Source organism: Priestia endophytica (assembly GCF_026790145.1).
Taxonomy (GTDB): domain Bacteria; phylum Bacillota; class Bacilli; order Bacillales; family Bacillaceae_H; genus Bacillus_I; species Bacillus_I endophytica_A.
On the sequence record NZ_JALAMS010000015.1, the window covers coordinates 13,927 to 27,882 of the forward strand.

The following is a 13,956-nucleotide window of genomic DNA, read 5'->3' on the forward strand; positions in this document are numbered from 1 at the left end:
CTCCGCATAGAAACGGAGGTTTTTTATCATTATGCTTCTTTAATTTCCATATTGTCTACAATGCTTGCGCAGCGTGTGCAAAGTGTTGGATGATTTTTGTTTTCTCCAACTTCTTTTGTCACTGTCCAGCAGCGTTCGCATGTTTCACCTTCGGCTTTTTCTACTGTAATCGCTACTTCATCAAAACGAGCTGCATTTTCAGGAGCTTCGTCTTTATTTCCAGCAATCTCAAGATCTGAAACGATGAAAATTTGTTTCAAGTCTTCTTTAATAGAAGAAAGAAGCTCTTTTGTTGTTTCGCTTGGATATAGTGTTACTTTAGCTGTTAATGATTTACCAATCACTTTTTCATTACGAGCTACTTCAAGTGCTTTTAACACATCATCACGAAGCGTTAAGAAACTGCTCCATTTTGTTAAAAGCTCCTCTGCACCTTGTACAACAAACTCTTGTGGCATATCTGTTAGCTGTACACTTTCTTCTTCCACAGCTGGGATATGTGCCCACACTTCGTCAGCTGTATGAGCTAAAATTGGAGATACAAGTTTTGTTAGGGCAACAAGAGAATCATACAGAACGGTTTGAATTGCACGACGATCATGGCTGCTTTCTTCTTCAATATAAAGAATATCTTTTGCAAAATCTAGGTAGAATGAGCTCATATCAATTGTGCAGAAGTTATGAACAGCTTGGTAAACAGAAGCAAATTCATAGTTATCGTAGCCTGCTTTTACGTTTTTGATGAGCTCATTTAATTTCGCCATCATGTAGCGATCAACTTCACACAAGTTTTCCATCTCAACGCGATGTTCACTTGGATTAAAGTCTGCTAAGTTTCCTAAAAGGAAGCGGAACGTATTGCGGATTTTACGATATACTTCAGCAACTTGTTTTAAAATCTCATCTGAAACGCGTACGTCTGCTTGATAGTCAACAGATGCAACCCATAGGCGGAGAATATCTGCTCCAAGCTGCTTCATGACTTTTGCAGGAACAACAACGTTTCCGATTGATTTACTCATTTTACGTCCTTGACCATCTAGAGCAAATCCGTGGCTTAATACGCCTTTATATGGAGCTTTTCCTGTTACAGCAACAGCTGTTGAAAGAGATGAGTTGAACCAACCGCGATACTGGTCAGAACCTTCTAAGTAAAGGTCTGCTGGGCGCACAAGGTCTTCTCTTTCTTCAAGAACAGCTTGATGTGATGAACCTGAGTCAAACCAAACGTCCATGATATCTTGTTCTTTTGTAAATTCACCGTTCGGGCTTCCTGGGTGTGTAAATCCTTCTGGCAGAAGTTCTTTTGCTGTACGTTCAAACCATACATTTGAACCATGTTCTCTAAATAAGTTTGATACGTGTTCAATTGTTTCATCTGTAATAATAGAGTCGCCGTTTTCTGCGTAGAACACAGGAATTGGAACACCCCATGCACGCTGACGAGAAATACACCAGTCACCACGGTCACGCACCATGTTATGAAGACGAGTTTCTCCCCATTTTGGCGTCCATTCTGTTTCTTTAATTGCATCTAGTAATTCGCTGCGGAAGTCTTTAATTGATGCAAACCATTGTGCCGTTGCTCTAAAGATTGTTGGTTTCTTCGTACGCCAGTCATGCGGATATGAGTGGGTAATGAACGATAATTTTACGAGTGCTCCAACTTCTTCAAGTTTATCAACGATTGGTTTGTTCGCTTTATCATAGAATAATCCAGCAAACTCGCCTGCTTCTTCTGTCATAACCCCTTTTGCATCAACAGGGCATAGTACTTCAAGTCCGTATTTTTGACTTACGATAAAGTCATCTTCCCCGTGTCCTGGTGCTGTATGAACGCATCCAGTACCAGCATCAGTTGTAACGTGCTCACCTAGCATGATTAGGGAATCACGACCGTATAGTGGATGTGAAGCAGTGATGTTTTCAAGCTCTGTTCCTTTTAGAGTGCGCACAACTTTGTACTCATCCCATTCTACTTCTTTTGTAAACGATTCAACAAGGTCTGAAGCAATAACATATTTGCTACCATTTGCTTCAACAATGCTGTACTCAAGCGCTGGGTGAACCGAAATTCCAAGGTTAGCTGGCATTGTCCAAGGAGTTGTTGTCCAGATGACAAACTTCTCATCTGTTAGAACGCCTTTTCCGTCTTTTACATCAAAAGCGACATAGATAGATGGTGAACGTTTGTCTTGATATTCGATTTCTGCTTCCGCTAGTGCTGATTCACTTGAAGGAGACCAGTATACAGGCTTAAGACCTTTATAAATATAGCCTTTTTTCGCCATTTCACCGAAAACACGAATTTGCTGTGCTTCATACTGCGGCTCAAGCGTTACATATGGATTTTCCCAATCACCGCGAACTCCAAGTGCTTTAAATTGTTCACGCTGTCCATCAATTTGCTGCCAAGCGTATTCTTCACAAAGCTTGCGGAACTCAGCAATGCTCATCTCTTTACGATTTACACCTTTTTTCGTTAGAGCTGTCTCAATTGGTAAACCGTGCGTATCCCAACCAGGTACGTATGGAGCGTGGAAACCAGCCATTGATTTATAGCGTACAATAAAGTCTTTTAATACTTTATTTAACGCATGCCCCATATGAATATCTCCGTTTGCATATGGAGGTCCATCATGTAAAACGAAGAACGGGCGACCTTTTGTGCGTTCCTGTACTTTTTCGTAAATACTCATTCCTTCCCATTTCTTCTGCATTTCCGGCTCGCGCTTTGGAAGATTACCACGCATTGGAAACTCTGTTTTCGGCATTAAAAGCGTTTGTTTATATTCCATTTCCTTACCTCCACCTTCTAGTCATTTCCTATAAACGCTCGTTACGGCATAAAAAAAGAAACCAACTCATCCCCATGAAGGGGCGAGAAGGTTTCCCGCGGTACCACCCTAATTGATTCGTTGACGATAGAAAAAAGTCAGCTCATCCTCTTTCACATTCTTAACGCGAATGAAACGCCATTGTTTACTATAAGTTCAACATGGAACTCCAGGGTGATGTTCATTTCTTTTTTGATATCAGGCTTGCACCATCCCTGACTCGCTTGATCATAATTGAAAAGAAATTACTGTCCCTTTCTTCGTCTGTAGGGTAATCGAGCATTTTATTGAGTATTATATGATAATTCTCCTTGAGATGTCAAGATTTCTTCATAAGAAAGGGCGTTATTCGTCTTTCTCTCCGTCAACATCCTCACCAGCTGCAACCATTTGGTAATCCATCATATGATCCCAGTCATCATTATCCAGCATCTCAAGCTGCGCTTCAATAAGCATACGGAATCTTGTACGATATACTTTTGATTGCTTTTTCAGCTCTTCAATATCAAGCATAATTTTGCGAGATTTAGCAAGAGACTCATTAATAATACGATCCGCATTTTTCTCTGCTTCTTTAATGATAAGCTTTCCTTCTTTTTGAGCATTGCGTTTAACGTCTTCTGCTGTTTCCTGCGCAATTAAAATTGATTTGTTTAGCGTTTCTTCAATGTTTGTAAAATGACCAAGCTTTTCTGTTAGTTCGTGAACTCGTTCTTCAATTTCTTTCTTCTCTCGAATAACTTGCTCATAGTCTTTAATAATTTGATCTAAAAATTCGTTTACTTCATCTTCATCATATCCACGAAATCCTCTGTTGAATTCTTTATTGTGAATATCTAAAGGTGTTAAAGGCACAAGAGCCACCTCCATCAATTAAGTTCCTAGTTAAATTTGTATATTTCACTACAGCGTTTTCGCTGTTACCAAATAAGGCTATCTAAACTACACATTGTCATATTCAACATTTTACATCACATTCCTGCCTTATTTAACAATTATTTTAGTTTACCAACCGTTATTCGCCATTTTTCTTTCTTTGTCTTTCCGTTAATGCTAACAACACGAGCTCGTCCATGCCCTTTTAAAGAAAGAGTATCTCCTTCATTACATTCAAAAGAAGGTTGTTCAAGTGTTTTCCAGTTCACTTTAGCATGTCCACCATTAATAAGAGTTTGAACTTTTTGTCGAGATATGTTGTGGATGGACGAAAGAACAGCATCAAGGCGAAGTGATGAAACCGTCGTTTCTTTCAGTTCTAATTCTTCTTTATTGTCCATTACGCTGTTTAGCGGTTTGGTTTGTAACGATACAGACGTTTTTCCCATTTTTGAAATGTTCATTTTCACAAAGGAGGACATCTCCCGAGCTACAATAAACTGAATCCGCTCTTCTCCAGCGATAATATCTCCATACTTTGAACGTCTAAGTCCAACAGACATTAGAGTGCCAAGTACGTGCCGATGTTCTAGTGTAACAAACTTTGACGCGTACTTGACTTCAAAAAGTTCAAGCTCATAGTCTTCTTCACTTGGCTCATAATAGCTTGGAAATAAAAGAGCACGCTTTCTTTCTGCCCCTTCATAGCCACCAAAAAAAGAAACTTTTACATCCCCTTCACTTCCGATAATTGTATGCACAATATCCTGTTCACGGGGATCTAAAAAGTCTGTGAGCTTTGGGCTATATTGATTTAATACTTGCCCTTGCCACTCTAACACAGCGTCAACGAACTCGTGCTCTTCTTTTCTGAAATGCTGATAAAGTTCTGTCATTATACCACTCTGCTTGCTTTAAAATTTATAAAAACATCATAAATACTTGGTGCAATCCTATGCGAGCTAAATTTAGAACGAAAAACGCTACAATTGGTGAAATATCGATCATTCCAAGCGGTGGAATGATGCGTCTAAACACTTCCAAATATGGCTCACAAATGCGCCCTAAAAACTGACCAACGGCATTTTCTCTCAAATTAGGAACCCATGACATTAATACATAAATGATTAAAGCCCATGTGTAGATTTGAATCACATTATCTAAAATATTTAATATTAACAGAGCTACCACCTCTTATTATTGGTTACTTGTTCTTCACCTACGTCACTAATTGCTCCTGTAACGTCAACGTTGTCTGGTGTACATAGGAAAATATTCGTTCCTACTTTTTGAATATCTCCGCCTAATGCATAAACTGTTCCACTTAAAAAGTCTACAATGCGCACGCCTTGATCGCGGGAAATGCGCTGCAAGTTTACCACAACTGCTTTTCGATTTTTTAAATGATCTGTAATATCCTGTGCTTCCGCATACATTCTTGGCTCAAAAAGCACCACTTTTGAAGATTTTTGTACGCTTTGAAGACTGATAACATTTTGATTTTGGTTTTGAGTTTGCGTTTGCTGTTTCATCTCTCTTGGCTCTTGCTCCCTTGGTTCTTCTTCATATCTTCTTTGCTCATATTCTTCCTCTACATATTCATCTTCTTCAAGAGCAAAAAAGTTTTTGAACTTACTTTTCATTCCCATTGTTCTACCTCTCCTTCTTAAAATTCTTTTCCAACAAGCGAGGTTCCGATACGAACAAAAGTTGCGCCTTCTTCAACAGCTATCTCATAGTCATTGCTCATGCCCATTGATAACTCTGTGCAAGGTGCGGATGGAAGATTTAGAGCTGTAATTTTTTCTTTTAACAGTCGAAGTTCATAAAAGTAGTGTCTTAGCTTCTCTTGATCTTCAATGTGCGGAGCCATTGTCATGAGGCCTATCACTTCAATTTTCTGAAAGTCTGACAGCTTTTGCACGAATGGAATAACCTCTTCTTTTTTTAAACCGTGCTTTGTTTCCTCATTTGATACATTGACTTGAATAAAGCATTTTACAGGGTGTTCCGCTCGTTTTTCTATTTCTTTTGCAAGAGACAAACGATCCAAAGAGTGAAGATAATCGATTTTATTAATAACATCTCTCACTTTACGCGTCTGCAGAGAACCAATAAAGTGCCAAACAGCTTCTTCACCAAGCGTCTCATATTTGTCTAGAAATCCTTCATTACGGTTTTCTCCTAAATGAACCACACCAGAGTCTAACGCTTTTTGAGCTGTTTCTTTTGAAACATACTTTGTCACAGCAACGAGTTTTACTTCGTCAATGTTACGGTTAGCGCGCTCACACGCTGCCTTTATTTTGCTATGTATATGTGCGGCATTTTGTGCAACGTTCACAGGTTGACACTCTCCTTATATCCAATAAAACTAAACATTCTTCCTGTTTTTCCTTCATCACGGCGATGTGAAAAAAATGTTTCACTTTCACAGCTTGTACAGCGTGAGGAAAGAAGAATATTTTCTTCTGCAATTCCTGCTTGTAAAAGCAGATGCTTGTTCACTTTTTGCAAGTTCAGCGTATACTGACCTTTTTCAACTTCATTATACGCACTTCCTGACCTATCATCTAGCACCGTTTTTACTAAATCAATAACTTCATCATTTACAATATAGCAACATTCGCCAATTGATGGTCCGATAGTAACAAAAATCTCACTCTCTCGTATTCCTTCACTTTTAAAAGCGGAAATCATCTCTCCTGCAATGTTTCCAACTGTGCCACGCCATCCTGCATGAGCAAGACCAATACAGTGATAATTCGGAGCTATAAAATATAACGGCACACAGTCTGCGAAACAAAGCGAAAGTAAAACTGATGGATCTTTTGTATAAATACCATCACACTTTGCGATGCCGTCACTGTAGCTTTGTGTTCCTTTACCTTTATCATTCATCGTTACTTTCTGAATATTTGTGCCGTGAACTTGTTCTGCACATACCCAGCTTTCGAGCGGAAATGACAATTGTTCTGCTACAATATGACGATTTTTAACAACGTCTTTTGCACTATCATTCACATGTAGACCAAGATTTAAGCTCTCATAAGGGGGAGAACTTACTCCACCCTTTTTTGTTGTAAATCCAGCCGTTAAGTTGGCATACTCACTTTCCCACAGCTCTAACGATAAAAGGGTTTCTTTCTTGCTTTTTACAAACGGTTCCATTTATTATCAATCCACACTTCCCCTTATTATAAGCATAGCTTTTTCTCATTGTAACACAGTTTGTTATCATCTGTTGACTAAAAAGTGCGCTCTATTCACTAGGAAATTCAGAGGCTTTTTTATAGCGAACTAAAATAACATCTGAGCCAATTTTTACTATACTTCGCCATGGAATAACAATTTCCTCTTCTTTTGTAAACATACTTAACATCCGATTTGAACCTTGAATAATAATCGAATAGATTTTTCCTGTTGAAACGTCAATATCCACATCCCCAATGTTCCCTAATCGCTTTCCATCTGATACGTTCACAACGTCTTTTGCCTGAAATTCTGAGATTCGGATCATCTCTTTCTCCCCTTTATACACTTTTTACTATATATATGGGACGCGTTGTAAAAACAGAAGTTAATCCGATAAAAAAAGCGGTTAAGACTAGTCTTAACCGCTTTTTTGCACTTAGTTCTGAATATTTTTGTTCATTTGTTTAATAGCTGCTTTTTCGAGCCTTGAAACTTGAGCTTGTGAGATCCCAATTTCCTCAGCAACTTCCATTTGAGTTTTCCCTTGAAAAAAACGCTTGCGCAAAATCAATTTTTCACGCTCGTTTAATCTTCTCATTCCTTCTTTAAGGGCAATTTCTTCAATCCAGCTTGTATCTTTGTTACGGTCATCACTAAGTTGATCCATTACATAGATTGGGTCGCCCCCATCATTATAAATTGGCTCAAATAGCGAGACAGGATCTTGAATCGCGTCAAGGGCAAAAACAATTTCTTCGTGTGAAACATCGAGCACTTTTGCAATTTCTTCTGCTGTTGGTTCTTTAGAAGTTTCACCAATGATTTTCTCTCTCACTTGCAACGCTTTATACGCAATATCACGCAGTGATCTTGAAACCCGTATCGGATTGTTATCGCGCAAATAGCGACGAATCTCCCCGATAATCATCGGTACGGCATATGTGGAAAACTTAACGTTTTGGCTAAGATCAAAATTATCAATAGATTTCATGAGACCGATGCAGCCAACTTGAAACAAATCGTCGACATATTCACCACGATTATTAAACCGTTGAATGACGCTTAGCACAAGGCGCAAATTTCCGTTTACGAGCGTTTCTCTAGCGCTAGTATCACCGCTTTGCATGCTTTTAAAAAGCTTGCGCATTTCTTCATTTTTTAGTACAGGTAGTTTTGCAGTATCAACGCCGCATATTTCTACTTTGTTTCTTGCCAATGGTGACCCTCCTATCAGGAGATGATGTTCAAAATTCAGTATCTCCTTGAAAGGAAAAAATATGCACGTAGGGATGGTACGAAAAATGAGAACAAAGAGCAAAAGGGCATTATATATACATTTCACTGTTTTTATTTCTAAATTTCGAAATATTAAAAGAAAAGCGAGAAGGCTTAATTCCTTCTCGCTACACCATTTTATTAAATTCTTTTTGCAATCTTTTAATTATTCGCTTCTCAAGTCTTGAAATATAAGACTGTGAAATTCCCAGCATATCAGCAACATCTTTTTGGGTTTTCTCTTCATCTCCTCTTAAACCAAAGCGAAGTTCCATAATTTGTTTCTCTCGATCTGTTAATTGATGAAGAGCTTTTAAAAGCAGTTTCCGATCAACGGTTGCTTCCAAATCCTTTGTAATAATATCGTCTTCTGTTCCTAAAATATCAGAGAGAAGAAGCTCATTACCGTCCCAATCAATATTTAATGGTTCGTCAAACGATACTTCTGAACGAAGCTTATTATTGCGTCGCAAATACATAAGGATCTCATTTTCAATACAGCGTGAAGCATATGTGGCAAGCTTAATTTTCTTTTCTGGATTAAATGTGTTAACTGCTTTAATAAGGCCAATTGTCCCAATGCTTATTAAGTCTTCAATATTTATCCCCGTGTTTTCAAATTTACGAGCGATATACACAACAAGTCGCAAGTTACGTTCAATAAGAATCGAACGGGCTGCTTCATCTCCATTCGGAAGCTTTGTAAGCAAAACAGCTTCTTCTTCCTTAGAAAGTGGAGGCGGTAGTGCTTCGCTTCCCCCAATATAGTATACTTCATCCGTTTTTAAACCAAGCTTAATTAAGAGTTTGTACCACCATAATCGCAAGCGAATTTTATATGTAGCCATTTTTCTGCCCCTTTCTTCTCTCAAATTAAGAAACGTTTGATACAACAATCATTTTTGGATGAACAATACATTCGTACGATTTTTCAGGTGAAAGTTCGACAGGACTTATGCCAACGAGAACTCGTTTTACTTTCATTTCTTCATCTTGATATTGAAAGGTTACGAAGTCAGGCTTTAAAGCTAACAATAGCTGACTCGAACTACCAACACTTCTGTATGGAACAAAGCGAATACGGTTTGTCCATTCTACAGGTAGTTCATCATAAAGATGATCTTCATCAAGACTTGATGTTAACTCAAGAAGCTTTGAAGGTACGATTTCACTCATTAGCTCTTTTACAGCAATCATAACAGGCGTTTTTGTCAACGGCTCTGTAAGCTGGTTTCCGCTGTCAATCAGCCCTTTTGCCTCTACTCTTTGTCCATTAATATGAATTGTCACTGGAATCAATTCATCATAAAGCACTTTTCTCGTTTGCAATCCTTCCACTCTCTTTTTAGAAAAATAAAAAAGAACAGGAAATGTGAGAACAATAAAAACCCAACTTACAGGATCTCCAAAGCTTGCTGAATGAGGAGCTGCAGCAGCTTGGAAAATAAGCGTGTCTGAGAACATAAAGTGAAGACCCATCAATCCTCCTCCAACCGTAAAAGTAGCAAAATAGAATGTTAATAAACTCTCAATCAAGTAGCGGAGGCGAACAAAACCAAAAGCAACAAGGACCATTACAACCGAAAAAGTGAGTTTTCCTCCATAGTGTTCTACAAAAGGAGCTGCATCTGTAAATAAAAGAATGACAATCAATGATCCAATAAAAGCTCCAAGAAGCAGTCTCCACCATTTAAAAGACCTCTTTAAAAGAACCGCACAAAGCAGCAGAAGTAGCGCATCAAATAGAAAGTTTAGTAGCCATATTAAATCAAGATAAATGGCCAACTCTGTTCCACTCCTCCCTCTTATTCTTCTTTTGTTATGAATTAGTATAAAACACTGTCCCACCAAAGTCTGTCAGTTCATGATGAGAGAAAGAAGTAATTTTGACGTTTTTTTGCTCATTTTTTTTTATTTTATGCTTAACGACGACGATTACGGTTTCGTAAGAATGTCGGAATATCTAGCGCATCATCAGATTGAGATGGCTGTGAAGAAGGACGGCTGTACTCCTGTTGAGAAGTTGGCTGTTCTTCACGCTTTGGCGCAGGCTCGCGTTTTAAAGGCTCACGCTTTGGCTGTTCACGTTCATATTTTTGAGATAGTGGTGGACGTGATTGCTGTGCTGCTTTTGTAAGATTTGAATCATCAAATCCTGTTGCAATAACTGTAACAACAATCTCATCTTTTAAATTTTCATTGATAACCGATCCGAAGATCATGTTTACTTCTTGATCTGATGCAGAAGCAACAATATCAGCAGATTCTTGAACTTCATAAAGGCTTAAGTTTGTTCCACCTGTAATGTTCATAAGAACCCCTTGCGCTCCATCAATAGATGTTTCAAGAAGCGGACTTGAAATCGCTTTTTTCGCTGCTTCCGCTGCACGATTTTCTCCTGTTGCAATTCCGATACCCATTAAAGCAGATCCTCTGTTAGACATAATTGTTTTTACGTCTGCAAAGTCTAAGTTGATAAGACCAGGAACAGCAATTAAATCCGAGATACCTTGTACACCTTGACGAAGTACGTTATCTGCTTCACGGAATGCTTCAAGCATTGGTGTGTTTTTATCAACGATTTCAAGAAGACGGTCATTTGGAATAACAATTAGCGTATCTACCGCTTCTTTCATCGATTGAATACCGCCTGCAGCTTGTGTTGCACGTTTTTTTCCTTCAAACGTAAATGGACGTGTTACAACACCAACTGTTAAAGCACCTTCTTCTTTTGCGATTTGAGCGATAACAGGAGCAGCACCTGTTCCTGTTCCACCGCCCATACCAGCTGTAACAAATACCATGTCAGCGCCTCTTAACGCTTCTTGAATTTGCTCTTTACTTTCTTCCGCTGCTTTTTTACCAACTTCAGGATTAGCTCCAGCTCCTAATCCCCTCGTTAACTTTGCACCGATTTGCATTTTCACTTCTGCTTTTGATAGATTTAAGGCTTGAGAATCTGTGTTAACAGCAATAAATTCTACACCTTGTACACCGTGTTCAATCATGCGGTTTACAGCGTTGTTACCGCCGCCACCTACACCGATAACCTTTATTGTTGCTAATTGATCCACATTAGTATCAAATTCCAACATCTTAAGTTCCTCCTAATTCTAGAAATTACGTTGCTTTTAATCAAAGAAATATCCGAAAAATCGTTTCATCCGATTTGATAAGTTCTTTTCATTTTTCGGCTTCTGCTTTGAATTTGCGTTTGAGTTTGAGTTTATTTTTGCGTTTGGTTTTGGTTTTGGCTGTTGAGGAGCCATTATTTCTTCCTCAACCATCTCTTCTTGAATAGGTGTACTAATATCCCGTCCTTGAATTTTTGCATTTTTATAGGCGAACTTTATTAGGCCAACACCTGTTGTAAAATGTGGTTCTCTTACTCCAATGTAATCAGGCATTGCAAGTCTTACATTGTTTTCAAGTACCACTTCTGCCAGTTCAAGAACTCCTGGCATAGAAGCGACACCACCTGTTAGTACATATCCTCCTGGAACATCTTTGAATCCTAAATTGTTTACTTCTTGGACAACCATATCAAAGATTTCCTCTAGTCTCGCTTCGATAATGTCAGCGATTTCTAGTTGGTTGAACTGCTGATGTTGATCGCTTCCAATGATTGGTACACTAAATACTTCTTCTTCTGATGCATGATCATAAAATCCATGGCCGTGAGCAAGCTTAATTTTTTCTGCATCTTCTGTTGAAGTTCTAAGACCAATTGAAAGGTCTTTTGTGATATGTTCCCCACCGATTGGAATAATTCCTGTAGCTTGTAAGTGTCCTTTGCTGAAAACAGAAACGGTTGTTGAACCGCCTCCCATATCAATCATTGCGACACCAAGATTTTTTTCATCCCGAGAAAGAGCAATTGAACCTGCTGCTAGGGGTTGCAAGCAAATATCCGTAATCTCAAGCCCTGCTCTCTCTACACAGCGTAAAAAGTTATGTAACACGGTCTTCGATCCCGTAATAATCGTGCCTTCCATCTCAAGACGGACACCTAGCATTCCTCTAGGATCTGTAATCCCTTCTAGTCCGTCTACAATGAACTGTCTTGGAATAACATCGATAATTTCACGATCAGGAGGAATAGACATAACTTGCGCTGCGTCAATAACACGTGCAATATCGCTATTCATAATTTCCCGATTCTCGCTTGAAACAGCTACAACTCCGTGACAATCTTGTAATCTTACATGGTTTCCGCTAACGCCAACAACAACGCGATGAATCTCCATACCTACCATACGCTCTGCTTGTTGGACAGCCTTCTTTATCGAATGAACGGTTTCATCTATATCAACAATCGACCCTTTTTTAAGTCCACTAGATTCCACGTTTCCAACACCAATGATATTTAGTGAATCATCACTCATTTCACCGATGATTACTTTCACACTGGATGTACCGATGTCAAGACTTACGAAAATCTCATTGCTGTTCATTCTCTGGCACCTCCCTTAACACTTCAATCCTACTTTTTTAGGAGAACAACAATTATATTTATCATATGAAACTATTCAACATATAGCTCTTTTTCCCTTTTGTGAATTGAATTTTTTTATCTTTTTTGTTTAAATAACCGTTATTTTTAATAGAGTTAGATCATAACAAGAATTTACTATTAAGTGAATGTAAAAGATTCGTAAACCTATTAAATATTAGTCTACACTAATATGAACGGCTAGAAAAGTGTAACTTACGCCCAATTGGGTATTATAAAACAAAGAAAGAGTAAAAAACACCGAAAAATAAATCTACCGCATTTTCCCAGCTCTCTTCACTTATTTTGTTCCCTTAGAAACAGTAGTTATAACGAGCTAATTATAGAACGATACTCCCTTTAAAAGGTTTCACTTTTCCTACTGAGCTTCTTCTGCTTCTTCTGCTTCATCTTCTTTTTTATCGTCTTTAAAGTATGGGTCGTAAAGTCCGTCATATACTTCAAAATCAATGACTCCTGCCGCTTCTGGTCCTAACTCACTAACGATTTGTGGATAAGCTAAAATTTTCTTTGATAAATCTTCAATATTTGCCGTTACTTCAAAACCGTCATTCATATAAAGCGTGATAAACATTTTGTTTACATCTGTTGGAGTATACTCAATTTCTGAAATTGAATGCGCAATGCTGTCTGGAATCTTAATCAGTTCTTTGATCATTTCTTCCAAACGTTCGCCATTATTCCAACCTACTAAGAGCGGTGCATCCCCATGGGTATCTTCCCCTTGATTAGATTTTAAGATCTCTCCGTTTTCTAAGATAGGAATGAATTTCCCGTCATCAGCTACGTAAGCAACACGATCATACTCTTTCACATGAATATTGATTTTGTTAGGAAAAGCCTTCTCAATAGAAGCACTCTTAATTTGCGTATTTTCTTTAATTTTTTTGCTAACATCATCTGAATCAACGCTAAAAAAGCTCGTATGTGTTGATAAATCGCTCGCTTTAATAATTTCTTTTTTGGATGTGTACTCGTTTCCTTCGACGTTAATCTTAGCCACGTTACTAAGTGATGACTGTGTGTAAAGAATAAACAAGATCAGGATAAAAAAAACGGACATATATATAATAAGTCTCCGATTAGCTCTTGATTTTCTTTGTTCCTTTAGCTTAGGTAAACGATCTTCCAAATTTACTACTTTGCGTTTATCCATGTTCATTCACCCTATATAGCTTAGTCATACAAGCAAGAGCCTGTACATATTACTAACATTATAGCACATACAGCACGCCTAAAAACGATATTCTCGCAATCGAT

The 13,956-nt window shown here is 38.3% G+C and carries 14 protein-coding genes and 1 other annotated feature; all 14 genes read right to left on the minus strand.

The features are described 5' to 3' along the window. Positions 1-29: 29 nt before the first annotated feature. The 14 genes from ileS to MOC86_RS12040 all read right to left on the minus strand — a co-directional run bounded on the left by ileS (position 30) and on the right by MOC86_RS12040 (position 13,852). Positions 30-2,798, minus strand: a complete 2,769-nt coding sequence (ileS, locus tag MOC86_RS11975; protein ID WP_268584426.1) for an isoleucine--tRNA ligase — start codon at positions 2,796-2,798, stop codon at positions 30-32. Between the two features lie 75 nt (positions 2,799-2,873). Further along, positions 2,874-3,107 (minus strand) — a binding site (T-box leader). 75 nt (positions 3,108-3,182) lie between these two features. Next, positions 3,183-3,692 (minus strand): DivIVA domain-containing protein, encoded by a 510-nt coding sequence (locus MOC86_RS11980; protein WP_268584427.1) that lies wholly within the window; start codon positions 3,690-3,692, stop codon positions 3,183-3,185. A 140-nt stretch (positions 3,693-3,832) separates the two neighbouring features. After that, the gene (locus tag MOC86_RS11985; protein ID WP_019391741.1) at positions 3,833-4,609 is read right to left on the minus strand and encodes an RNA-binding protein; all 777 of its coding nucleotides are present in this window, start codon (positions 4,607-4,609) and stop codon (positions 3,833-3,835) included. Between the two features lie 25 nt (positions 4,610-4,634). Beyond that, the gene (locus MOC86_RS11990; protein WP_040057042.1) at positions 4,635-4,895 is read right to left on the minus strand and encodes a YggT family protein; all 261 of its coding nucleotides are present in this window, start codon (positions 4,893-4,895) and stop codon (positions 4,635-4,637) included. Positions 4,896-4,897: 2 nt separating this feature from the next. Beyond that, on the minus strand, positions 4,898-5,362 hold the full coding sequence (locus MOC86_RS11995; protein WP_243518084.1) for a cell division protein SepF: 465 nt from the start codon (positions 5,360-5,362) through the stop codon (positions 4,898-4,900). A 17-nt stretch (positions 5,363-5,379) separates the two neighbouring features. After that, positions 5,380-6,057, minus strand: a complete 678-nt coding sequence (locus MOC86_RS12000) for a YggS family pyridoxal phosphate-dependent enzyme (protein ID WP_268584428.1) — start codon at positions 6,055-6,057, stop codon at positions 5,380-5,382. Next, entirely contained in the window at positions 6,054-6,884 is an 831-nt protein-coding gene (gene pgeF / locus MOC86_RS12005; RefSeq protein WP_268584429.1) for a peptidoglycan editing factor PgeF, read from the minus strand. The genes MOC86_RS12000 and pgeF overlap by 4 nt, the downstream gene beginning before the upstream one ends. A gap of 91 nt (positions 6,885-6,975) precedes the next feature. Beyond that, positions 6,976-7,233, minus strand: coding sequence for a YlmC/YmxH family sporulation protein (locus MOC86_RS12010; protein ID WP_243518072.1), 258 nt, complete (start codon positions 7,231-7,233; stop codon positions 6,976-6,978). A gap of 111 nt (positions 7,234-7,344) precedes the next feature. Continuing rightward, complete coding sequence (gene sigG / locus MOC86_RS12015) at positions 7,345-8,166, minus strand: RNA polymerase sporulation sigma factor SigG (RefSeq protein ID WP_372450208.1); 822 nt, start codon at positions 8,164-8,166, stop codon at positions 7,345-7,347. A 145-nt stretch (positions 8,167-8,311) separates the two neighbouring features. Next, positions 8,312-9,031 carry an RNA polymerase sporulation sigma factor SigE gene (sigE, locus tag MOC86_RS12020; RefSeq protein ID WP_019391734.1) on the minus strand — a complete coding sequence of 240 codons (720 nt, stop codon included), beginning with the start codon at positions 9,029-9,031 and terminating at the stop codon, positions 8,312-8,314. A 25-nt stretch (positions 9,032-9,056) separates the two neighbouring features. Next, the gene (gene spoIIGA, locus MOC86_RS12025) at positions 9,057-9,968 is read right to left on the minus strand and encodes a sigma-E processing peptidase SpoIIGA (RefSeq protein WP_268584430.1); all 912 of its coding nucleotides are present in this window, start codon (positions 9,966-9,968) and stop codon (positions 9,057-9,059) included. A gap of 137 nt (positions 9,969-10,105) precedes the next feature. Further along, positions 10,106-11,278 carry a cell division protein FtsZ gene (gene ftsZ, locus MOC86_RS12030; protein ID WP_268584431.1) on the minus strand — a complete coding sequence of 391 codons (1,173 nt, stop codon included), beginning with the start codon at positions 11,276-11,278 and terminating at the stop codon, positions 10,106-10,108. Positions 11,279-11,314: 36 nt separating this feature from the next. Then, positions 11,315-12,637, minus strand: a complete 1,323-nt coding sequence (ftsA, locus tag MOC86_RS12035) for a cell division protein FtsA (protein ID WP_268584432.1) — start codon at positions 12,635-12,637, stop codon at positions 11,315-11,317. 417 nt (positions 12,638-13,054) lie between these two features. After that, positions 13,055-13,852, minus strand: coding sequence for a cell division protein FtsQ/DivIB (locus MOC86_RS12040; protein ID WP_268584433.1), 798 nt, complete (start codon positions 13,850-13,852; stop codon positions 13,055-13,057). Positions 13,853-13,956: the final 104 nt, after the last annotated feature.